At 71.9% G+C, this 22,022-nt stretch carries 22 protein-coding genes; 8 read left to right on the top strand and 14 right to left on the bottom strand.

Translation table 11 applies throughout. From position 1 onward, the window contains the following. The first annotated feature begins 38 nt into the window (after positions 1 to 38). From JFN87_RS15285 to JFN87_RS15275, 3 genes are all read left to right on the top strand, one after another. Positions 39 to 884: a carbohydrate ABC transporter permease gene (locus JFN87_RS15285; RefSeq protein ID WP_245179819.1), complete on the top strand. Its 846-nt coding sequence runs from the start codon at positions 39 to 41 to the stop codon at positions 882 to 884. Positions 885 to 1,049: 165 nt separating this feature from the next. Then, entirely contained in the window at positions 1,050 to 2,303 is a 1,254-nt protein-coding gene (locus JFN87_RS15280) for a glycoside hydrolase 5 family protein (protein WP_209340596.1), read from the top strand. 65 nt (positions 2,304 to 2,368) lie between these two features. Next, entirely contained in the window at positions 2,369 to 5,386 is a 3,018-nt protein-coding gene (locus tag JFN87_RS15275) for an alpha-mannosidase (protein WP_209340595.1), read from the top strand. Between the two features lie 69 nt (positions 5,387 to 5,455). Here JFN87_RS15275 and JFN87_RS15270 read toward each other — a convergent pair whose 3' ends face one another. Next, positions 5,456 to 6,154, bottom strand: a complete 699-nt coding sequence (locus JFN87_RS15270) for a 4a-hydroxytetrahydrobiopterin dehydratase (protein ID WP_209340594.1) — start codon at positions 6,152 to 6,154, stop codon at positions 5,456 to 5,458. A gap of 213 nt (positions 6,155 to 6,367) precedes the next feature. Here JFN87_RS15270 and JFN87_RS15265 point away from each other — a divergent pair, with 213 nt between their 5' ends. Then, the gene (locus JFN87_RS15265; RefSeq protein ID WP_209340593.1) at positions 6,368 to 7,798 is read left to right on the top strand and encodes a M1 family metallopeptidase; all 1,431 of its coding nucleotides are present in this window, start codon (positions 6,368 to 6,370) and stop codon (positions 7,796 to 7,798) included. Between the two features lie 43 nt (positions 7,799 to 7,841). On the opposite strand, the gene JFN87_RS15260 is transcribed toward JFN87_RS15265, so the two are convergent. The 4 genes from JFN87_RS15260 to JFN87_RS15245 are packed head-to-tail and all read right to left on the bottom strand — an operon-like array spanning position 7,842 to position 9,470. Then, positions 7,842 to 8,255 (bottom strand): VOC family protein, encoded by a 414-nt coding sequence (locus JFN87_RS15260; protein WP_307865461.1) that lies wholly within the window; start codon positions 8,253 to 8,255, stop codon positions 7,842 to 7,844. Continuing rightward, the gene (locus JFN87_RS15255) at positions 8,252 to 8,443 is read right to left on the bottom strand and encodes a DUF397 domain-containing protein (protein ID WP_209340591.1); all 192 of its coding nucleotides are present in this window, start codon (positions 8,441 to 8,443) and stop codon (positions 8,252 to 8,254) included. The genes JFN87_RS15260 and JFN87_RS15255 overlap by 4 nt, the downstream gene beginning before the upstream one ends. Beyond that, positions 8,440 to 8,631 (bottom strand): DUF397 domain-containing protein, encoded by a 192-nt coding sequence (locus JFN87_RS15250; protein ID WP_209340590.1) that lies wholly within the window; start codon positions 8,629 to 8,631, stop codon positions 8,440 to 8,442. Before JFN87_RS15250 ends, JFN87_RS15255 begins: the two co-directional genes overlap by 4 nt. Continuing rightward, positions 8,628 to 9,470: a helix-turn-helix domain-containing protein gene (locus JFN87_RS15245; RefSeq protein ID WP_209340589.1), complete on the bottom strand. Its 843-nt coding sequence runs from the start codon at positions 9,468 to 9,470 to the stop codon at positions 8,628 to 8,630. The genes JFN87_RS15250 and JFN87_RS15245 overlap by 4 nt, the downstream gene beginning before the upstream one ends. Before the next feature lie 150 nt (positions 9,471 to 9,620). Between JFN87_RS15245 and JFN87_RS15240 the strand changes: the two genes are divergently transcribed. The 4 genes from JFN87_RS15240 (at position 9,621) to JFN87_RS15225 (ending at position 11,871) form a co-directional block, all read left to right on the top strand. After that, positions 9,621 to 10,061: an ATP-binding protein gene (locus JFN87_RS15240; protein ID WP_209340588.1), complete on the top strand. Its 441-nt coding sequence runs from the start codon at positions 9,621 to 9,623 to the stop codon at positions 10,059 to 10,061. A gap of 134 nt (positions 10,062 to 10,195) precedes the next feature. After that, the gene (locus tag JFN87_RS15235) at positions 10,196 to 10,975 is read left to right on the top strand and encodes a VOC family protein (protein ID WP_209340587.1); all 780 of its coding nucleotides are present in this window, start codon (positions 10,196 to 10,198) and stop codon (positions 10,973 to 10,975) included. A gap of 285 nt (positions 10,976 to 11,260) precedes the next feature. After that, positions 11,261 to 11,500, top strand: coding sequence for a plasmid mobilization protein (locus tag JFN87_RS15230; RefSeq protein WP_209340586.1), 240 nt, complete (start codon positions 11,261 to 11,263; stop codon positions 11,498 to 11,500). After that, a complete protein-coding gene (locus tag JFN87_RS15225; protein WP_209340585.1) occupies positions 11,497 to 11,871 on the top strand; it encodes a fic family toxin-antitoxin system, toxin component in 375 nt (124 codons plus the stop codon). Before JFN87_RS15230 ends, JFN87_RS15225 begins: the two co-directional genes overlap by 4 nt. Before the next feature lie 41 nt (positions 11,872 to 11,912). Here the strand turns inward: JFN87_RS15225 and JFN87_RS15220 are convergent, their stop codons facing one another. The 9 genes from JFN87_RS15220 to JFN87_RS15180 form a co-directional block, all read right to left on the bottom strand. Beyond that, positions 11,913 to 12,857 (bottom strand): terpene synthase family protein, encoded by a 945-nt coding sequence (locus JFN87_RS15220; protein ID WP_209340584.1) that lies wholly within the window; start codon positions 12,855 to 12,857, stop codon positions 11,913 to 11,915. Next, the gene (locus tag JFN87_RS15215) at positions 12,854 to 14,353 is read right to left on the bottom strand and encodes a cytochrome P450 (RefSeq protein WP_209340583.1); all 1,500 of its coding nucleotides are present in this window, start codon (positions 14,351 to 14,353) and stop codon (positions 12,854 to 12,856) included. The genes JFN87_RS15220 and JFN87_RS15215 overlap by 4 nt, the downstream gene beginning before the upstream one ends. Positions 14,354 to 14,400: 47 nt before the next feature. Beyond that, complete coding sequence (locus JFN87_RS15210) at positions 14,401 to 15,963, bottom strand: prenyltransferase/squalene oxidase repeat-containing protein (protein ID WP_209340582.1); 1,563 nt, start codon at positions 15,961 to 15,963, stop codon at positions 14,401 to 14,403. 127 nt (positions 15,964 to 16,090) lie between these two features. Continuing rightward, entirely contained in the window at positions 16,091 to 17,182 is a 1,092-nt protein-coding gene (locus JFN87_RS15205; protein ID WP_245179795.1) for a polyprenyl synthetase family protein, read from the bottom strand. A gap of 157 nt (positions 17,183 to 17,339) precedes the next feature. Then, positions 17,340 to 18,647, bottom strand: coding sequence for a cytochrome P450 family protein (locus JFN87_RS15200; protein WP_209340581.1), 1,308 nt, complete (start codon positions 18,645 to 18,647; stop codon positions 17,340 to 17,342). Beyond that, positions 18,644 to 19,219: a GTP-binding protein gene (locus JFN87_RS15195; RefSeq protein WP_245179805.1), complete on the bottom strand. Its 576-nt coding sequence runs from the start codon at positions 19,217 to 19,219 to the stop codon at positions 18,644 to 18,646. The genes JFN87_RS15200 and JFN87_RS15195 overlap by 4 nt, the downstream gene beginning before the upstream one ends. A gap of 109 nt (positions 19,220 to 19,328) precedes the next feature. Further along, the gene (locus JFN87_RS15190) at positions 19,329 to 19,709 is read right to left on the bottom strand and encodes a DUF742 domain-containing protein (protein ID WP_209340580.1); all 381 of its coding nucleotides are present in this window, start codon (positions 19,707 to 19,709) and stop codon (positions 19,329 to 19,331) included. Next, positions 19,706 to 20,137, bottom strand: coding sequence for a roadblock/LC7 domain-containing protein (locus JFN87_RS15185; RefSeq protein WP_209340579.1), 432 nt, complete (start codon positions 20,135 to 20,137; stop codon positions 19,706 to 19,708). The genes JFN87_RS15190 and JFN87_RS15185 overlap by 4 nt, the downstream gene beginning before the upstream one ends. Further along, the gene (locus JFN87_RS15180; protein ID WP_209340578.1) at positions 20,134 to 21,558 is read right to left on the bottom strand and encodes an ATP-binding protein; all 1,425 of its coding nucleotides are present in this window, start codon (positions 21,556 to 21,558) and stop codon (positions 20,134 to 20,136) included. The genes JFN87_RS15185 and JFN87_RS15180 overlap by 4 nt, the downstream gene beginning before the upstream one ends. Between the last annotated feature and the right edge of the window lie 464 nt (positions 21,559 to 22,022).

Here is a 22,022-nt window from a genome sequence, read left to right as displayed (position 1 = left end):
GCCGGAAGGGCCCGGCACGCGGCGCACGCCGCTCGCGCCTGACCGACGAGCACGGGCGCAGGGTCGCCCCGTGGGAGCTGGTCGTGCGCTACCTCCTGCTCGTCGCCGTACTGGCCCTGACCGTGGGCCCGTTCGTCTGGCAGCTGTCCACATCCCTGAAGGGGCCGACGGAGGACATCTTCAGCACGCCGCCGAAGTTCCTGCCGTCGCACCCCACCCTGCACAACTACTCGCGCGTCTCCGGCACCATCCCGGTGTGGAACTACGCGTTCAACTCGCTGAAGGTCGCCGTCGCCAACGTCGTGACGAACTGCCTCGGCGCGGCGCTCGCCGGGTACGCCATCGCCCGGCTGCGCTACCGCGGGCGCAGGCTGCTCACCCTGGTGTTCATCGTGGCGATGCTCGTGCCGGTGGAGGGCATCGTCATCGCCCAGTTCCAGACGATGCGTTCGCTCGGCCTGAACAACACGCTGCTCGGCGTGGTGCTGCCCGGGTGCGTCGGCGCGATGAACATCCTGCTGATGCGCAACGCGTTCCTGCACCTGCCGCAGGAGGTGGACGAGGCCGCCATCGTCGACGGCGCGAACGCCTGGCAGCGGTTCACACGCATCGCGCTGCCCTCGGTCAAGGGCACGCTCGCGGTCGTCGCGATCTTCGCGTTCATGGGGTCGTGGGACGACTTCCTGTGGCCGCTGATCGTGCTCAGCGACTCGTCCAAGTTCACCCTCACCATCGGCCTGAACTACCTGCACGGCACGTTCGCCGACGACCAGCGCCTGGTCGCCGCGGGCACGATCATCGCCGTCGTGCCGCTGATCGTGCTGTTCGCCTGCCTCCAGCGGTTCTTCTTCCGGGGCGTCGGGGAAGGCGCGGTCAAGGGCTGACGGGGCCGGGCCCGCCCCCGCGGGCCCGGCGCCCCCGGTCTCCCCGCCCGGCGCTCCCGCAGCCCGCGTACGCCGCACTCCCCCACCCCCGGCCCGTGCTTCCCCCCTCCCCGCCTCCGGCCCGCTCTCCCCCACTCCTGCCGCACCACAGAACCAGGACCGTCCATGCCCCCTGCCGTCCGCTTCGGCGTCAACTACACCCCGAGCCAGGGGTGGTTCCACCACTGGCTCGACTTCGACCTCGACGCCGTACGCACCGACCTCGACGCGATCGCCGCGCTCGGCCTCGACCACATCCGGGTCTTCCCGGTGTGGCCGTACTTCCAGCCCAACCGAACGCTGATCAGGCCCCGCGCCGTCGAGCAGCTCGTCAGCCTCGCCGACGCGGCGGCCGAGCGCGGGCTCGACGTCAACGTCGACGGCCTCCAGGGCCACCTGTCCAGCTTCGACTTCCTGCCCGCCTGGACACGGACCTGGCACCGCCGCAACCTCTTCACCGACGAGGACGTCGTCGAGGGCCAGGCCGCCTACCTGCGTACGCTCGCCGCCGCGCTCGCCGACCGGCCCAACTTCATCGGCATGACACTCGGCAACGAGGTAGCGCAGTTCGCCGCGGGCCCGCACCCCGACCCCGACCGCATCACCACCGAGCAGGCAGGCGCCTGGCTGGAGCGGATGCTGGCGGCCTGCGCGCAGGGCGCGCCCGGCGCGACGCACCTGCACGCCGAGTACGACGCCTCCTGGTACCAGGACGACCAGCCGTTCACACCGGCGCACGCGGCGCGCCTCGGCGCCATGACGGCCGTCCACTCCTGGGTGTTCAACGGCACGGCGCAGCGCCACGGCCGCGCGGGCGCGGCGACCACCGGGCACGCCGCCTACCTGATCGAGCTGTCCAAGGCGTGGGCGGACGAGCCGCACCGGCCGGTGTGGCTCCAGGAGGTCGGCGCGCCTGCGCCGCTGATCCCGCCGGAGCACGCGGCCGGCTTCACGTCCGCGACGATCGAGGGCGCGCTGGACTGCACTGACCTGTGGGGCGTCACCTGGTGGTGCTCGCACGACGTGTCGCGCTCGCTCGCCGACTTCCCCGAGCTCGAGTACGGGCTCGGCCTGCTGACCTCGGACGGGGCGGTCAAGCCCGCCGGTGAGGCGGTCGCACGCGCCGCACGCGAGGCGCGCGCCACGCCGCCCGCCCCCAAGCCGCGCACGACCGCGCTGGTCGTGGACGCCGGCGACGACGACACGGCGCCGCACCGGTCGGTCTGCGCGCCGGGCGGCCGCGTCTTCGAGGCGTTCGCCCGGCTGAGCGAGGACGGGGCGCGGCCCACGACGGTGCTCGCGAGTCACGCCGACGACAAGCAGCACCTGGCGGGACGCGGTATCACCGAGGTCGTCACGCCGGAGGCTGTGACAGGCTGAACCGTCACGACCCGACCGTCACGACCACCTGTACGACCACACCAGCAGCAACGGAGCCACCTCTCATGCATGACGACCGCTCTCTGGTCGAGGCCCGCCTCAAGCGCGTACTCGACGAGCGCATCAGGCCCGCCATCTACCCCGAGGCCGTGCCGCTGGACGTGGCCGTGTGGACCGCGCCCGGCGAACCGGTCCCCGTCGCCGAGGGCCTGGCCGCCGAGGTCTCGCCCGTCGCGGTGGGCGAGAAGTGGGGCGCCCCGTGGGGCACCAGCTGGTTTCGGGTGACGGGCAGCGTGCCGGCCGCCTGGGCGGGCCGGGCCGTGGAGGCCGTACTCGACCTCGGCTTCGACGAGAACATGCCAGGATTCCAGTGCGAGGGCCTGGTGTACCGGCCCGACGGCACGCCCGTGAAGGGCCTCAACCCGCGCAACCAGTGGGTACGCGTCGCCGACCGCGCCGAGGGCGGCGAGCAGGTGCGGCTGCACGTGGAGGCCGCGTCCAACCCCGTCGTCCTCGACTACCACCCGTTCCTGCCGACGCAGCTGGGCGACAAGGAGACGGCGGGCGACGAGCCACAGTACCGGCTCGCCCGCATGGACCTGGCGCTCTTCGACGAGACCGTCTGGCAGCTGGTGATGGACCTGGAGGTGCTCGGCGAGTTGATGGCCGAACTGCCCGTCGAGGGCAGCCGCCGCTGGGAGGTGCTGCGCGCCGTGGGCCGCGCGCTCGACGCCGTCGACCTGCAGGACGTGAACGGCACGGCGGCGGCCGCCCGCGCCGAGCTGGAAGGCGTGCTCGCCGAGCCCGCGCACCCGGCCGCGCACCGGATCAGCGCGGTGGGCCACGCGCACATCGACTCGGCGTGGCTGTGGCCGCTGCGCGAGACGGTGCGCAAGGTAGCGCGTACGACGTCGAACATGACAGCGCTGCTGGCCGACGAGCCGGACTTCGTCTTCACCATGTCGCAGGCGCAGCAGTGGGCGTGGGTCAAGGAGCACCGCCCCGAGGTGTGGGCGAAGGTCGTCGAGGCCGTCGCGGAGGGCAGGTTCGTGCCGGCGGGCGGCATGTGGGTGGAGTCCGACACCAACATGCCGGGCTCCGAGGCGATGGCACGGCAGTTCGTGCACGGCAAGCGGTTCTTCCTCGACGAGTTCGGCGTCGAGAACGACGAGGCGTGGCTGCCCGACACGTTCGGCTTCGCGGCGGGCCTGCCGCAGATCATCAAGGCGGCCGGCTCCAAGTGGCTGCTGACACAGAAGATCTCGTGGTCCACCACGAACAAGTTCCCGCACCACACCTTCCGTTGGGAGGGCATCGACGGCACGCGGATCTTCACGCACTTCCCGCCCGTCGACACCTACAACTGCTCGATGAAGGGCAGCGAGATCGCCCACGCCGAGCGGAACTTCAAGGACAAGGGCGTCGCGCGGCACTCGCTCGCGCCCACCGGCTGGGGCGACGGCGGCGGCGGCACGACGCGCGAGATGGTCGCGAAGGCGGCGCGGCTGCGCGACCTGAACGGCTCCGCGCGGGTGGCGTGGGAGAAGCCGGCGGACTTCTTCGCCAAGGCCGAGGCCGAGTACCCGGACGCGCCGGTGTGGGTGGGCGAGCTCTACCTGGAGCTGCACCGCGCCACGCTGACGAGCCAGGCGGGCACCAAGCAGGGCAACCGGCGCAGCGAGCACCTGCTGCGCGAGGCCGAGCTGTGGGCAGCCACCGCGGCGGTGCGCGCCGGACACCCCTACCCCTACGAGCAGTTGGACCGGATCTGGAAGACGGTGCTGCTGCACCAGTTCCACGACATCCTGCCGGGCTCGTCCATCGCGTGGGTGCACCGCGAGGCCCGCGCCACGTACGCGGCCGTCGCGGCGGAGCTGACGGAGATCATCGACGGCGCCCAGCGCGCGCTCGCGGGCGAGGGCACCAGGGCGCTGGTGTTCAACGGCGCCCCGCACACCCGCGACGGCGTGGCCGCGGGCGGGGCCTCGTCCCCCGCCGTGGACGGCGGCGCGGGCGTCGGCAGCAGGGCGGAGGGCGGCTTCGTCCTCGACAACGGGCTGCTGCGGGTGGAGATCGACGGGCGCGGACTCGTGGTCTCCGCGTACGACATCGCGTCGAGGCGCGAGGCGGTGGCGCCCGGCCGCGCGGCCAACCTGCTCCAGCTGCACCCGGACTTCCCGAACCAGTGGGACGCGTGGGACGTCGACGCGTTCTACCGCAACACGGGCGCCGACCTCACGGACGTCGACGAACTCGCGGCGCTGCCGGACGGTTCGGGCGTGCGGATCGTGCGCTCCTTCGGCGCGTCGAAGGTCACCCAGACCCTCACGCTCGCCGCGGGCAGCGGGCGGCTCGACATCCGGACGGAGGTGGACTGGCACGAGACGGAGAAGTTCCTCAAGCTGGCCTTCCCGCTCGACGTGCACGCCGAACGCTACGCGTCCGAGACGCAGTTCGGGCACGTGTACCGGCCCACGCACACCAACACCAGCTGGGAGTGGGCGAAGTTCGAGGCGTGCAACCACCGCTTCGTCCACCTGGAGGAGCCGGGCTGGGGCGTCGCGCTCGTCAACGACTCGACGTACGGGCACGACGTGACGCGCACGGTGCGCGAGGACGACGGCGGCACGACGACGACGGTGCGCGCGTCCCTGCTGCGCGCCCCGCGCTTCCCCGACCCGGAGACGGACCAGGGCGTGCACCGCTTCCACCACGCGCTGGTGCCGGGCGCCACGGTCGGCGACGCGGTGCGCGAGGGCTACCGCGTCAACCTGCCCGAGCGACGCGTCGAGGGCGGCCAGGACGTCGCGCCGCTGTTCGCCGTGGACAACGACGCGGTGGTCGTCACGGCGGTCAAGCTCGCGGACGACGGCAGCGGCGACGTGGTCGTCCGCTTCCACGAGGCGCGCGGCGGGCGGGCGACGGCGACCCTGACGGCGGGCTTCCCGGTGGACGGCGCGACCGCGACGGACCTGCTGGAGCGCCCGCTGGCAGACGCACCGGCCCCCGACCGCACGGGGGACGCGGTGACGCTGTCACTGCGCCCCTTCGAACTCCGCACACTGCGCTTCACGCGCGGCTGAGCCAGGACGAGGGGCGGGGAGCGGGCCGCCTGCCCGCTCCCCGCCCCTCGTGCGTTACCTGGAGGTCGCCTACTCGCCTGGCGACTCGCGGCCCTGCCAGGTGGTCAGGCACGCGCGGTTGCTCTGCGGGTCGGCGAGGACCCAGAACGCCGGCGCGAAGCTGTCGTCAACCAGCGCGCCGCCGGCCTCGATCGCGGCGGCGATGCGGCCCTCGACCACCTCGGGCGGGATGCGCAGGTCGAGGTGCCAGCGCTGCCGCGGAACGTCGTGGGCCTCGGTGGGCTGGAACCAGATCGTCGGCCGGCGACCGGTGGAGTCGCGGATCTGGGTCTCCCCCCAGGCCTCGAACGTCTCGTAGTCGAGCAGGGCCGCCCAGAACGGCCTGATCTCCGCCGCGTCGGCCGAATCGAGGCCGAGCTCGAGCACGCTGGTGCGCTCCGGTCGCGACGTGGCCCCGGCGGCGTGGGCCAGCTCGCTGATCTTCCGTGCCAGCGCGACGTCGCGCGAGGTCACCCCGCCGACGTCGTGACTGATCAGCCGGACGTCGAGCCGCCCGTAGGACACGTCGAGGTCGGGATGGTGGTCCATCTCCTCGGCGGCCGACGCGATCGCCTCGACAAGCCTGACCGCGGCGACGAAGTCGCCGGTGTCAAAGGTGGCGTGCAGCCGGTCGATCAGCATCCGCCAGTCGGGCAGCTCCTCGCCGGCCACATCCCGCTCCGTCAGCTTGCGCCTCGGGTGGGGCGGAGTCCCGGGCTTGTAGCTCACTCACGTCACCTTCTGTCCATCGGCTCGGGGTCGAGGCGACTTCCCGGCGGAAGCCCTCGGGGCCGCCGATTCTGGCACGCGCCACTGACACACGATGCCCTCGCCGGTACCCCCGCGCCCACTGTGCCTTCTGGTACGCGCGGTACGCCCGCGTTAGGGTCTCGGCGTGCACCTGTCACCACGGGTGCCAGACCACGCTGGAGGGAACCTTCCGTGCGCAAGAGAGTCATCGCTTCCACCTCACTCGCCCTCGGCCTCTGCCTGGCCGTCCCCGCCACCACCGCCTCCGCGACCGTCGCCGGCACCCACGCCGGGCCGGGGGCGCCGGGCATCGGGGACCCGTACTACCCGACGTACGGCAACGGCGGCTACGACGTCTCCCACTACCACCTGGGCCTCGACTACCAGCCCTCCACCGACCGGCTGTCAGGCACCGCCGTCATCACGGCGCGCGCGACCCAGGGGCTGACCCGCTTCGACCTCGACTTCGCGCTCGACGTCAGCTCCGTGCGCGTCAACGGCCGTCCTGCGCGGTTCGCCACCAGCGGAGAGCAGGAGCTCGTCATCACGCCGGCCCGCACCCTGCACCGCGGCCAGCGCATGACGGTCGCCGTCACCTACTCCGGCGTGCCCTCGACGGTGGAGAAGTACGGCTTCACCTCCTGGCAGCGCACCCCGGACGGCGGTGTGGCGGCCAACGAGCCCGAGTCCGCGTGGTGGTGGTTCCCCAGCAACGACCACCCGCTGGACAAGGCGACGTACGACGTCACCGTGCGCGTGCCCAAGGGCGAACAGGCCATCAGCAACGGCCTGTTGCTGTCGTCCCGTTCTCACGGCGGAACGACGTCGTACCACTGGCGCCAGGACCGCCCGCAGGCCACCTACCTGGCCACCCTCGCCATCGGCCACTTCGACATCACGCACAGCCGCACCCGCACCGGCGTCCCCATCATCAACGCCTACAGCACCGCGCTCGACCCGAAGATCAAGGCGAACGCCGAGGCAAGCGTCGAGCGCACGGGCGAGATCATCGACTTCCTGAGCGGGTACTTCGGCCCGTACCCGTTCGACGCGGCGGGCGGCTACGTCCCGAACGTCAAGTCCGGCTTCGCGCTGGAGTCCCAGACCCGCGTCTTCTACAGCCCCAAGTTCTTCGACGACGCGCCGGACACGTCGGTCGTCGCGCACGAGCTGGCCCACCAGTGGTGGGGCGACGACGTCTCGCTCAAGCGCTGGTCCGACATCTGGCTCAACGAGGGCTTCGCGGGCTACGCCGAGTACCTGTGGGCCGAACACGTGGGCAAGTCGACTCCGCAGGAATCGGCACGGAAGGTGTACGACAGCCACCCGGCCGACGACCCGTTCTGGACGGTCAAGCCCGGTGACCCGGGCCCGTCGAAGCAGTTCGACGACGCCGTGTACGACCGGGGCGCCGTCGCCATCCAGGCCCTGCGCGACACGATCGGCGACCACGCGTTCCTGCGACTGCTGAAGGCCTGGCCGGCCCAGCACCGCTACGGCAACGGCACGATCACCGAGTTCCGGCACCTGGCCGAGCGCATCTCCCACCGGAACCTGGACGACTTCTTCCAGACCTGGCTCTACACCCCGTCGAAGCCGGCGAGCTTCCCGTCCGGCCACTGAGCGTCACACCCGTGGGAGGGGCCGGGTGAGGCGGTTCGCCGCCTCAGCCGGCCCCTCCGTGCGTTTGGGCTGCGACCAATTCGACCTCGAAGCCGTCGTCGTTCTCCAGGTAGGCGGCGTAGTGCTCTTCGCCACCGGCGTACGGGTGGCGCTCGGGGAACATCAGCTGCCAGCCGTGGAGGGCGGCGTCGGCGGTCAGCTTGTCGACGGCGGTCGCGTCCTCGACGTGGAAGGCGAGGTGGTTCAGGCCCGGACGGCACCGCTCGTGCCGGTCGGCGGCGAGGGCCGGGGACTGCTCGACGACCAGGTACGTCGGCCCGAGCCGCCAGCTCCGGCCGCCGCTCCAGTCCTGGTGGACCGTGTACCCCAACGCCTCCAGCAGCCAGCCGAACGAGTCGACGGCGCGGGTGAGGTCGGGCACCCACAGCTCGACGTGGTGCAGGGCACCGTGCGTCACATGTCTCCTCGGCCCGCCGAGACGGCGAAGGCGCGCCATGCGCCGGCGCGGACCGTCATGTGCGGGCGGGTGACGTCCTTGGAGTCACGGACCAGGACGCAGGCCGAGGTCTCGGCGACCTCGACGCAGTTGTTGCCGCTGCCGCCGCTGTGGCTGCTCTTGTGCCAGGCCAGCGCGGGCGCTTTCACACGTCTCCTCGGCCGACCGAAGCCGCGAAGATACCCCAGGCGCCGTCCGAGACCCTCACGTGGGGCCGAGCGACGTCCTTGGAGTCACGGACCAGGACCCCCGCCGGGCTCTCAGCGACTTCGACGCAATTGCCGCCACCGCCACCGCTGTAAGTGCTCTTGAACCATGCCAGTTTCGTGCTGCTCATAGTTCCCCTCGCATCTGCTCCAGCAGGCTCCGACTCTCCTGACGGCTCAGAGCCTCTGAACGCATCCTGCCATAGCGGTGCTGCATGGCACTGGCAGCATCTCGGTCAGTCACGAGAAGGCTGGTGTCATGAGCTTCGATATAGCCGATCAGTCGGCGGTCGGGAGTCTCCGCCAGGTACATCGCACCCTCGTGGCCTGAGTGGCACTCCTGCCGCAATGGCATGATCAAGAGCTCGACATTGCGAAGTCCTGATACGTAGATCAGGCGATCGAGCAGGGCAGACGTCACTGCGGCACCTCCCAAGTGACGCCTCAGCAGCGCCTCTTCAAGGATGAAGCAGAACATGACGTGAGGCCGCTCACCAATGAGCTGTTGTCGCAAGAGCCGCGCCGCAACCTGCCGCTCCAACTGCTCTTCGCTGAGGGGCGGGAGGTGACGTTCGCAGACCTCGCGGATGTAGAGCTCCGGTTGCAAAAGGCCCGGAACGACAGCACACTCGTAGGCGTACAACGCCAGCGCCTCCTCTTCGACCGCCGCCCATTGCCTGAACCAGGACGCGAGTCCGACCTTGCGCGTCAGACTCCGGGCTGCGGCTCCCACGACGCGCGACGCGGCCTCACCCAACACGGACTCCGTCCGTTCCACCAGGTCCCTCGGCGGGAACCGCTTGCCCTGCTCGATCTTCGCGATGTACGCCGCCGAGTAGCCCACCTTCGGCGCGAACTGCTCCTGCGTCAGGCGGGCTTGTTCCCTTAACGCCTTGAGCACCGCGCCGAACGTCCGCAGACTGTCCGATGCCGTTCCGTCCGGCAGGCCGTCGTCGTTGACCAACCCCATGTCCCACCACCCGCCTTCCGTGCCGCCGAGCCGATCAGGCCATGCTCACGGATAGTGACCCACCCGGTCCACAGGGTCAGCTGGTACAGCACATTCTGTATCGGCGGCGTACCTGTCACCGACTCCCGTCGCCCCACCACGCTGGGGCCCATGCCAGCACTCCACCACCCTCAAGAGGCTTCGCTCGTACGGACGTTCGGGCAGCGCTTCTCGTCGACCCGGCGCGGCGCCCGGCTCGCGCGGTTGCTCGCCGCGCAGCAGCTCGCGGACTGGGGCGTCGCCCGTGGCACGCGGCTCCACGACCGCGTGACACTCGTCGTCGCGGAGCTCGCCGCCAACGCCGCCCTGCACGGGCGGGTCCCCGGGCGGGACTTCGCCCTGCTGCTCGTGTGCGACACCGCGCGGCGGACCGTACGGGTCGAGGTGACCGACACGCACCCCACGCTCCCGGTGTGCCTGCCGCCCGCCGCCGACGCGGAAGCCGACGGCGGGCGCGGCCTCGTACTCGTCGACGCGGTCGCCGACCGGTGGGGCGTGCGCGAGCGCTGCGGGCCGGGGAAGACGGTGTGGGCGGAGTGCGCACCCGGGTGAACACAGATGGACACGGGTGACGGCAACACGCCCACCGCAGGGGGCGCGGGCACGACCTGGGCGGCGTGTCGGGCGGCCGGAGGCCGGTCCGTGACGCAGGGTATCCAGCAAAACTCCCAAGAAGGGGCAAAACGATGCCTGACGCCACCATCCCGTACACGGCAGGTACGCCGTGCTGGGTCGATCTGATGTCGAAGGAACAGCAGGCCTCGCTGGACTTCTACCGCGACCTGCTGGGCTGGCAGGGACAGCCGGGTTCGGACGAGCACGGCGGGTACGCGGTGTGCGAGCTGCGTGGCAAGGCAGTGGCCGGCATCGGCCGGGCGTCGGCCCCTGAGGGGATGCCGGAGCCGCCGACGGTCTGGACGACCTACCTGGCGAGCGACGACGCAGAGGCCACCCAGCGCGCGGTCAGCGCTGCCGGTGGCACCGTGCTCGTCCCGGCGATGGACGTCGCCGACATCGGCCGCATGCTGATCGCCGCCGACCCGCAGGGCTCGGTGTTCGGCGTCTGGCAGTCCGGCTCGTTCCCCGGCGCCGGTGTGGTCAACGAGGCGGGCGCGGTGATCTGGAGCGAGCTGCACACCAGCGACCTGCCCGGCGCCACCGCCTTCTACGGGGAGGTGTTCGGCATGGACATCGTGCCGATGGAGGGCGCGGACGCGTACTGGGAGCTGCGTGTGGGCGGCCGGGGCGTCGGCGGGGCCACGCTGGTCTCCAACGACCCGCAGGGAACGCCGCCGCACTGGCTGACCTACTTCGCGGTCGACGACGTCGACTCCACCGTGGACGCCCTGGTCAGGCGGGACGGCACGGTCCTCGCGCCGCCGTTCGACATGGTCGCGGGGCGGATGGCGGTGGTCGCCGACCCGCAGGGCGCCCCGTTCGCCATGCTGAAGCCGATCCCCGCGTAGGCGGGCGCCAGACGTTCGGGAGGGCGGGACCGGCCCCCGGCCGGTGCCGTCCTCACCTAACAGCCGCCGCGCTGATCAGCGGCGCGTCGCGTGGAAGCTCGCGGAAACCGACGCCGTAGTACACCCGCGCGCCGAGCGCGAACGCGTCGCCGTCGGTCGGCAGCGCCGTGCGTTCGAGCCCGGCCGCAGTGGCGTCGTACCAGTCGATCCCCTCGTCGACCAGGCCTGCATGGCCCGGATGGACGCGGGGGTATAGCAGCCGCTACGGCGCGCTACAGTGGGGCTATGAAGCAGATCAACGTGAGGGTCGACGAGGAGGCGTACGCGGCGATCGAGTCCCGTGCGCAGACCGTGGGCATGTCCGTGAGCGACTACGCCCGCCAGATCGTCGCGGACGAGGGCAACGACCTGCGGCACCGCTTCCTGGCCGCCGGGGCGCACTTCTCGGACGCTTGGGCCGACGCCTTCGCCGACGAGTTCGGCAGCCCGCGCCACGAACGCGGCGAGGGGGCGGCCGCCGCGTGATCGTGCACATCGATCGCGCCTGGCTGCTCGACCTCGCCCACAAGCACCTTCCGCGCGACCCGAGCGTCACCGACTTCGGGACGCTCGCTGCCGCCGTCGCGCGCCACGCCGACAAGGTGATGGGCACCCCCGTCTACACCGAGCCGCACCACCGGGCCGCCGCGCTCATGCACCAGCTCATCCGCGTGCCGGCCCTCGAATTCGCCAACCAGCTGTTCGCGGCGGTGGTGGCCGCCTCGTACCTGACGGTCAGCGGCGCGATCGTCTCCGTCACGCCGAAGGAGGCGGTGTGCCTGGCCGCCCGCATCGAGCGGGAGGCGCTCGGCGTGCGGGAGGCGGCCGACGAGATCCGCGGGTGGATCGCCGGGTAGCGGCTCGCGCCGGGCCGCCGCCCGTACGGCCGGCCCCACGGCTACCCGCCATACCTCCCGTGGCCGATGTGCCAGACGTACGAGGCCGCGATGGACTCCAGCGCCCGCGCGTGCGTCGCGGTGGCCGTGCTCGACGCGGAGTCGGGCGCGGTGAGTTCCGTGATGCGGGCCCTCGCCCGTCGCGCCTCCTCCTCGCACATGGCGGCGATCATCTCGAAGGCCTTGTCCACGTCGCAGCCGTGTTCCGCCGCAAGCAGTGCCGGCAGGCTGAACGGGTCGCGGCCGCCGGAGCGCTTGCGTTCCCTCTCGTACGACGCGAGGTCGTTGATCCAGCCCGCCAGATCGCCCACCGCCGACTCCAGTTCGCGCACCGGCCGCGCGTCGCGCTCGTCGGGGGTCAGCGTGTAGCCGAGCACCGGCTCCGCCGTCGCCACCACCGTCCGCACGAAGACGGTGTGCGGGCGCATCGCCCGGTAGTCGGCCACCTCGACGCGTCCGCCGCCCGCCAGTTCGTGTGCCTCCCACACCAGGCCGTAGAGGCTGTCCCGCAGGGCGCTGGTCAGGCGCACATACTGTTCGGGCGCCGCGCGCCGGCGTGCGCGCGCCAGGACGTCGGCGAGCGCGGCGCCGAACGGATCGGTGCCGCCCGGCAGTTCGCCGTCTGCCCCTGGACGCAGGAAGGCGGCGATCCTGCGCACCAGGGCCGCCGGGTCGCGTGCGCCCTCCTGCTCGGCGTGCGCGTCGTCGAAGGCCGTCAGCCACAGCAGCAGGTCCGCGGCGATCTCCAGGCCCGCCGCGTCGGCGGTGGGGAACGTGCGGGCGATGCCGTGTGCCGTGATGTCGCACAGCGCGTGCCGCGCGCGCTCCGACCCGATCAGCGGGTAGCGGGTCAGCCACTCCTCCAACTGAGCCTGTACGTGCGGCGCGTGCGGGCTCACGGGGAACGGGCCGGGGAACGAGTCCGTCAGGTCGGGCAGGCGCCTCACGCCGCCCTCCCCGCCACCGCGGGCCACCGGGCCTCGGCCACCATGTGCAGCGACGACGGGTGCACGGTGATCTCGCCCACCGGGCGGACGTCCTCGCCCTCGCGCGGCCGCAGCCGCCAGCGCTGCGCGATCAGCGCCGCGATGATCGTCGCCTCCGTCAGCGCGAACGCGTCGCCCATGCACATCCGTTTGCCCGAACCGAACGGGATGAACGCCTCCTTGGGCGGCTGGGGCCGCTCGGGCGACCAGCGGTCCGGGTCGAACCGGTCGGGGTCGGGGTAGATCGCCGGGTCGCGGTGCAGGGCGTACGGGCTCCAGATGACGTCCGTGCCCGCCGCGAGCTCCACGTCGCCGAGGCGCACGTCCGCCGTGGCCTGCCGGGTGACGAGCCAGCCGGGGCTGTACATGCGCAGGGTCTCGTGCACGCACATACGGGTGAACGGGAGACGGCCGATGTGGTCCAGTGTGATGCGGTCGCCGCCGAGAACGGTGTCGATCTCCTGGTGCAGCCGCCGCTCGAGAGCCGGGTTGCGGCCCAGCTCGTGGAAGAGCCACGCCATCACCACCGCCGTGGTCTCGGAACCGGCCGCGAGAATGCCCGTGACCTCGGAGAGGATGTCGTCCTCCGCCAGCGGCTGCCCCTCCTCGTCCCGGGCGGCAAGGAGCAGCGACACGACGTCGTCGTAGGCTTCGGGCCTGGCCCGGTGCTCCTCGATGATCTCCGCGACGGCGCCCCGCATCACGCCGCTCGAGTCCCTGACCATCCGGTTGCGGCGGGTGGGCAGCCGCTCCAGCAGGGCCACCGGCAGCAGGGCGCGCCTGATGGCGGCCATGAAGACGGAGTCGACGCTGTGCAGGATGGTCAGCGCGGGGTCGCGCGGCGGGTTGGACGAGAAGAGCACGGACATGACGACGCCCTGCGTCATGAGCTGCATCTCCGTCTTGAGGTCGAGTGTGCCGCCGTCGCGCCAGGCGGCGATGGACGGTTCGACGGTGTCGCGCATCGCGGTGACGTAGCCGCCGATCTTCTCGCGGTGGAACTTCGGCTGCATCAGGCGGCGCCTGACGAGGTGCGGCCTGCCCTCGGCGACGGGCAGCGCGTCCTTCCCGAACAGCTTCAGCTTCTCGAACAGCAGGCCCTTGCTGAACTGGCCCGACTTCACGGTGAGCATCTCGTGGATCATCTCGGGGGAGTTGACCACGAGCATCTTCTTGGGGCCGAACGTGACACGCACGGCGGGGCCGCCCTCGCGCAGCTTGCGGATGAACGCGAGCCGGTCGCGCAGCAGCGGGACGACGTGGCCGACGAGCGGCAGCCTGCCGGGGGCCAGCGGCGGGAAACTCGTGCCACCGGGTGCGGCGGCGCCGGCACCCAGTGTGCCGGTGCCACCGCCCGGCGCGGCGGCACGGGTACCCGATGCGCCGGCGCGGACGCTTCGTGCGGTGGGCGCACCGGGGGCGGCCCCGCCTGTGGGGTGCTGGGTTCGCTCCGTCATGTCGTGTTCTCTCCCTCTCGTGTCACACGCTTGCTCTGGCAGTGCGCTCACGCGTGCCGGGCCGCCAGCAGGGCCCGCGCGGCGAGGACTTCGGCCTCGATCATGGCTTCCGGCGCGTACAGGGTCTTGTCGTGCCACAGGGCCGGGTGGCGGTGGGCGCCGCGCTCCGGTGCGTACACCGCGTCGAGGTAGGCCTCCGCCCGGTCGAGGGCTTCGGTGTTCTGCGGCTCTCCCGCGTGCAGCAGGATGCGCACCGCGTAGGCGGTCTCCTCTGCGGTGCCGCCCCACACCCCCCAGGAGCCGTCGGCCAGTTGGTTGCCGGCGGCCCACCGCCCGGCCCGGGCGAGGGCGTCGGCGGCGCGTTCGCCGCCGTGCAGGGCGAGTGCGGCCACGGATCGTTCCGTCGCGTAGTAGGGCGAGGCGTGCCACTTGTCAGGCCAGTCGCCGTCCGGCGTCTGTGCCCCGACGAGCCACTCGACCTGGCCCGCCGTCTCGGCCGCGAGGGTGACCCTGGCCTCGGGGTGGTGGTGTGCGTAGGCGCCCAGGGCGCGCAGGGCGTGGGCGTTGGCGGTGACGGAGCCGGTGTCCTCGCCTACGTAGCAGTCGTAGTGGGTCCCGTTGTGGAACCGCGCGAGCGGTTCGGGGCTGCGCGGCCGGTCCACGAGGGCCGCCACGAGCACGGCCATCGCGGTGTCGTCGGCGTCCGTCATCAGGCCGGGCGCGCCCCGCACGCCTGCGGTGTCGTAGATGCGGTCCACCCAGCCGCGCGCGGTGCCCGCGCTCTCGGGTGTGAGCAGCCCGGCGGACGCCAACGCGGTTGCCACCCAGAGGCGTTCGAAGACGAGGATGGGCGCGGCCTCGGGGAAGAGGTGGCCGTATCTGCGTCCCACGTCCCGCAGCTCGTCCGCCGCGCCCGGCGGCAGGTAGGGACCTGGCCCCTCAGCCGCCCCGGTGCCCGCCGGCACGCCGCGCGCCGCCCATGCCACGGTCGCCGCGGGCGAGCTGCCCAGCAGGCCTTGCCCGGTGCCGGACGCGGGTATCAGCGCGTCCGGCAGGCAGCCCGCGATGCCCTCGAAGGTGTGGTGGAACTTGACCGGCAGCGTGCCCGCCGCCGCGTACTTCTTCGCCACGTACTCGGGCGCGGCGGCGTGGTAGCCGCCCGGGACCGGGATGCCGGGGCCCCGGTGCCAGGGGCCGAGCGTCTCGGAAGCGGCGAAGTCCCCGTCCGCGAGGTGGTGGTTGATCGCGGCGACGAGAGCGGGCACGAGGATCTCCGCCGCCGCCGTGTCGGGCCAGGGGCCGCCCTCGGGCAGCGCGCGCAGGGCGCCGAGTCCGCGTCCCGCGGCGGCGGACACACGGGCGGTCAGCACACCGGACGCCGTGCCGCGCCGCGCCACGGCCAGCAGCGCCTCCACCGCGCTCAGCGTGGGGACGAGCCGGTAGCGCACCGGGCCCTCACCCCAGCTTCCGTCCGCCGCCTGCTCGTCGAGCAGGTAGGCGATGCGCCGTTCGTCGCCGGTCAGCCAGGGGGCGTACGACACGACGCGGGCCGTCTCGTAGAGCGAGGGGCGGACCGCACCCCAGCCGTCCTCGTCGACTGAGGCAACCAAGCGGTCGGCGGGGTGTACTACCGTTGACGTTGACACCGTTGTCGTCCGTACGGTGGTCATGACTGCTGCCCCTCCCATTCGGCGCCCGCGGCGCACTTCCAGTTACCCCGGCTCACACTTCCCGCGCTCACACCTGCCGCCTCGTCGCCGCGCGCGCGAGGCCGCGCAGGCCCTCGACCGCCTGCGGCGTGAACGGCGCCCGGTCCAGCGCCGCGAGGGCGGCGTCGTGGCGCTGGGCGATCATCTCCTCGACCGCCTGGCGCGCCCCGGTCGACACGAGGATCTCCCGTACCTCCGCGGCCTGTTCCTCGGTGAGGTCGGGCCGGCCGACCAGCTCGCGCAACGTCGCCGACTGTCCCGCCGAGGCCGCACGCACCGCGTGCGCCATCAGCACCGTGGCCTTGCCCTCGCGCAGGTCGTCGAGTGTGGACTTCCCCGTGCGCACCGGGTCGCCGAACACACCGAGCAGGTCGTCACGCAACTGGAACGCCTCGCCCAGCGGTATCCCGAACGCCGAGCAAGCGTCGAGCACTTGGGCCGAGGCACCGGCCAGCGCGGCGCCGATCTGCAACGGCCGCTCCATCGTGTACTTGGCCGTCTTGTAGCGGATGACGTGCAGCGCGGAGTCGATGTCACCGGACAGCGCGCGCCCCGTCGCCCGCAGGTCTAGCAGTTGCCCGTACATGACTTCGCTGCGCATCTCGCTGACAAGTGGCAGGACTTCGGCGAGTCGCCCGGCATCCAGGCCTGCGGTGTGCAAGAGTTCATCGGACCAGACGAGCGCCAGGTCTCCGAGGAGCACGGCGGCACCCATGCCGTGTGCCTCGGCCCTGGCACCGGGCCCGCCCCCGGCGGTGTAGGCTGCCGCCAAAGCGCGGTGTGCGGACGGTTGGCCGCGGCGTGTGTCGCTGTCATCCATCACGTCGTCGTGCACGAGGGCGAAGACCTGGAAGAGTTCGAGGCTCGCGGCGGCGTGTATCACCGTCGAGTCGGGACCTGGTGGTGTGTCCACGGCGTGCCACCCGTAGACGCACAGCAGTGATCTCAGGCGTTTGCCGCCGGTGAGCATGTGGCGCAGGGTCGTGGTGAGGTAGGGCAGTTCGCCACCCGGGGCTCCGCGGTCCTTCGCGTCGAGGAAGCCGGTGAGCGCCTCGTCCACCATGCGTCTGAGCGAGGCGTTTTCCGGCAGGCGTGAGCCAGGCAGGGTTTTGGTCGTCAACGGATCGATCCCCTTTCAGTCAAGAACCGTGCGGCGGTTCCACTCGTGCAGAGGACAGGCCAGGGATCACGGGCGATCCCTGGTGCAGGCCGTCGTGGTGCCGGCCGTGCGCACCCTGTGCGGCCGGCACCGTGTCATCGCGACGAGCGTGTGCGGGTCAGGGCGCTGAGGCCATGGCGCCTGTCTGCGGTGCTGTCCGCGGTGAGCCGGCGCTCCCCCGGTCCGCGGAGCTGCGGCTCCAGGGCGTGGCGCCGTCCGCGTCGGGGGCGAGCGGTGTGAAGCGCGCCGGGAGGGCGGTGAGGGTCCGGTGGATCGTCCCCTCCTTGTACGTCAGCTCCTCCACCGGCACCGCGAGTGTGATGTCGGGGAGGTAGGTCGCCAGGCGCTCGATCGCGGCGGTGGCGATCAGCAGGGCGAGGTCGCGCGCCGGGCAGGCGTGCGGTCCCGCGGCGAAGGCCAGGTGGGCCTTGTTGCCCGACCGGAAGCCGTCCGCCGGCACGCCCTGGTGGGGGCAGGTGTTGGCGGCGGCGTAGGAGATCATGACCGGCGCGCCCGCGGGGATGCGGGTGCCGTGGAACGTGACGTCCCTGCGTGCCGTGTGGAAGCTGTAGTTGGCCACCGGCGAGTCGTTCCACAGCGCGTCGTCGATGGCGTGCTGCACGGGCAGGGATCCGGTGGTGAGTGTGCCGAAGTAGCGGTCGTCGCTGAGCATGCGCACGCACGTGTTGGCGATGAGGTTGGCCGTCGGCTCGTTGCCTGCGCCGAGCGTGAGCAGGATCTGCTGGGTCGCCTCCTCCCTGTCGAGGCCGTTGGGGTGGTCGATGAACCAGGACGTCAGGTCGTCACCGCGCTGCGCCGCCTTGGTCTCGTAGAGCCCGGCCAGGTAGGCGCCGAAGGCCTGGGCGCCCTCGCCCGCCCTCGCCGGGTCGGAGCCGACCATCGCGGCGAGCATCTCGACGAGCCGGGGGCCGTACTCGTCCGGCATGCCGAACAGGCTGTTGAACACCATGAGCGGCAGCTGGGTGGCGTACTGGGCGACCAGGTCGACGGTGCCCGCGTCGGCGAAGGCGCTGAGCAGCGTGTCCGCGTGACGGAACGTCAGCGTGCGCACCTCGTGCGGGTCGAGCAGGCCGAAGCAGTCGGTGATCACCCTGCGCAGGTGGGCGTGGTTCTCCCCGTCGGCGAAGATGACGTTGGGCCGCCACTGCGTCGGCTGGCTGATGGAGCTGGACTCCGGCACCCTCGACTGCCAGGGCCTGGTGTCCTTCGACCACGTCTCCGTGTCGTGCAGCAGGTCGAGCGCCGCGCGGTAGTCCGTGACGAGGTGGACGACGAAGCCGGGGGCCGCCTCGGCGAGTGCCACGGGGCCCTGGGCACGCAGCAGTTCGTAGCTGCGCTCGGGGTCCGCCGCGTGTTCGGCCCCGTACAGGCGCACGGGTGCCATGTCAGGTGTGGTGGTCGTCACGACGTCTCGTTTCCGGCACGCGATATGGAGTGGGCGGTGAGTTCGATGAGGGCGTTGAGGCTGCTGTTCGTCTGCCGGGCGTCGCAGATGACGAGCGGGGTGTCCGGGGCGAGGTCGAGCTTTGACCTGAGGATCTCCAGACTGTAATCGGGCGAGTCGGGGAAGACATTCACCGCGACGGCGTACGGCAAACCGCGCTCCTCGATGAGATCCATCACTTCGAAGGAGGCGTCGAGGCGGCGGGTGTCGACGAGCACGAGCGCGCCGAGCGCACCGAGCGCGATGCCCTTCCACAGCGGCAGGAAGCGCCGCTGGCCCGGGGTGCCGTACAGGTACAGCACGATCTTGTCGCCGGGCAGGGTGAGCCTGCCGAAGTCGATGGCGACGGTCGTCGTCGTCTTGTTCCGCAGGCCGACGAGGCTGAGGTCGTCCGTGTCGGCCGCGGCGTCCGTCATGACCTCCTCGGTGTGCAGCGTCGGAATCTCCGACAGGGTCCTGATGGCGGTGGTCTTGCCGACCCCGAGGTGGCCGGCGACCAGGATCTTCACCCGGCGGTGGGCGCCCTCGGGCAGGTAGACGGGGCGCCGCCCCGCGGGAGCGGCCGCCCCCGCCCACGCGGCCGGGTCCACCGCGACCTGCTGTCCCGCCGCGGCGGTCTGCCCCGCCGGTGCGGCCTGGGCGCTAGACCAGGAGTGCTCGGAGTCCACTCAAAACCTCTTCCATGACTTCCTTGGACGGGCGGTCCGCTTGCGCGGCGACGGTGGCTGCGTCCGACACCGGGACACTGCCCTTGAGCTGACCGTCGGAGACGAGTTGTTCCGCGACGACGATGCCGACGCTGACCGGGAGGCCGAGGTATCCGGCGATCTCCATGACGGTCAGGGAGCCGCCGTCGAGCAGCTCGACCACGCGCTGGTGGACCGCCGTGTGGTAGGGCGCGAGAGGCAGCCCGGTGGCGCGCAGGGCGGTCAGCGTGTCAATGGTGCTGCCGGCGGTGGCGCCGCCGGTACCGGTCGCCAGATAAGCGGGCAGCAGCCTTCGCCGTTCCTGGCCGCGGCTCATGACGCACTGTCATCGGTACGCAGGGGAACGGACATGAGCTGCTCGCCCAGCTTCTTCGCCTGGCGCGCCATGGTGTGCGCGACGACACCCATCGGCATCTCGGCGTCCCCGGACACCGCGATCAGTGTGTTCGTCCTGATTCCGGCGGGCATCACCATGTACGTGCCGTACGCGTTCTGCACGGTGACGGTCTCCACCGGCGTCTGCTCCGGCGCGCCGAGCGCCGTGTTCGCGGCCGAGCGGGAGGCCGCGTGCAGCGCGGAGGTCATGGCGGCGATGCCGTCCGCCTCGTCCACCGGAAGCTCCGACGACCGCGCGACGACCATGCCGTCCAGGGTCATGATCAGCGCGTGCCGTACGCCCTTGATCTCGGAGATCGGGTTGAGGTACCAGGCAGACTGCCCTATTTGCTGGTGGGGGGTGCTCACAGAGTCTCCTCCGGGTCGTTGTGGGCGCGGCCGCTGGCGAGCCCTTCCTCGAACTGGCTCCAGGTGTCACGGACGCGCTCGGGGTCCAGGTCGCGGGCGGCGGGGGGCGCGACGTCGGCCTGCACGGCACGGGCGGGCTCGCGGCGGCGGCGCTGCGGCAGCTCGGGGGCGGCGGCCGCGGCCGTCGGCACGGGGGCGGGGGCCGCCGGGAGCTCGGGCTCGGGGGCTTCGGGGCGCTTGGGGACCTGGGGCGGTACTGCGGGCAGGGGTGCCATGGCCGAGAGGGGTTCAGCCTCCTCGTCGATCGTCGTCAGCAGGTTCGGGGGTATGGAGAGCACCGCGCGCACCCCGCCGTACGGCGAGGGGTTGGCGATCGAGACGTGGAAGCCATAGTCGGCGACGAGCCTGCCGATGGCGGCGAAGCCCTGCGACGGCGGGTCGCCGAGCTCGGTGAGCATGATGTTCTGCTGCTCCGCGCCGGACACCAGCTTGGTGCCGCGGGCGACCGCTTCTGCGGTCATGCCCTTGCCCGCGTCGTCCACGGTGACGCAGACGCTGCCGTTCTCGGTCTCGATCAGGCTGACGTCGACGACGAGGTCGTCACGGGAGTGCTCCAGCGCGTTGGCCATCAGCTCCGCGACGGCGACGGCGACGGGCTCGGCGGCCCGGCCCACGATGCCGGTGCCCGCGGCGTGCAGCCGCGAGCTGATCTTGATGCGGTCGAAGCCGCGCAGGCGCGAGGAGGCGCCCGTGACGATCTCGGCCACGTAGGTGTCCTTGCGGACGTGCCCGGGCCAGGCGCCACAGACGATGGCCGCCTTCTGGATCAGGCGGAGGTTCTGCTCGTTGAGGTGGTCGGCCGCGAGCAGGCGCTTCGTCAGGCTGCGTGGTGCGCTGAACTCGTGCTGGAGGGCGTCGATCTCCGTCTGAAGGCGGTACGAGAGCGCCTGCATGTCCTGGCACGCGCCGCGCAGGGCCGCGCGGGCGGCGGCGTCGATACGGCGGCGCTCTTTGAGCGACGTGGTGGAGAAGCTCTCCAGCACGGGCGCGAACACGTCGGCGCTCTCGCCGGGTTCCGATCCGCCTCCCGCCCGCTGCCCGCCCTCGTGCAGCGGCCCGGGGACGGGGTGGTGCGAGCTGATGAGGTGGAGGGCGAGGGCGGGGAGCCTGCGTGAGACCAGGTGGTCGAGTTCTTCGCGGAACTCGCGCTCACGGGTCTCCGCTGCCTTGAGGCGGGCCTCCGCCGTGCGGCTGCTGGCCTCCGCGGCCAGCGTCCTGGCGTCGGCGGCCTGGGCGGACGAGGCCAGTTCCTGCGCTCTGCGCGCCTGCCTGCGGCGCGAGCGTGCGAGCACCAGCGCGACGACGACCATGACGGCAGTCGCGACGCCGAGTAGTACGGCGGCTACGGATATCGAGCTCACTAGTGAGGATCCTAGAGGGTTGGGGCTGAGCTTCCGGTCGTCCCTGACCAGGGGCCAAGCGGTGGACGGCGACGATGCAAGGCGTCCGGAGCCACGGCTCTCCTCGTGTGCAAGCGCTTTCGACTCCCTGAATGCCCTACGTCAAACGGACGCCAGTGTACGGACGTTGATCCTCTCACGCACCGCCTGTACCGCGCGTCCGCGTAGCGATGCCGTAGGCATCCGACGATGCGTCACCACAGTGTGAGCAAGCGGCGACGGTGCGTCAGGCCGGCCCTGCGGTACGTGGGCGATGTGACGGGCGTGTGGCGACGGTGTGCACACCTGCTGACGCCCCATCGGCGCGAATGCGCCGTCCGGCGCGGGGTTCGCCCGCAGGGCGCGGGGTTCGCCCGCAGGGCGCGGGCGCGGGGGCCGCCGGGCCGCCGGGCCGCCGGCGTCACCCCGGGAGAAGGGCCCGCCCG

Origin of the sequence: Streptomyces montanisoli (assembly GCF_017813245.1) — a bacterium.
Lineage (GTDB): Bacteria > Actinomycetota > Actinomycetes > Streptomycetales > Streptomycetaceae > Streptomyces > Streptomyces montanisoli.
The sequence above is the reverse complement of the archived record's forward strand: the minus strand, read 5'-3'. Positions and strand labels throughout refer to the sequence as shown.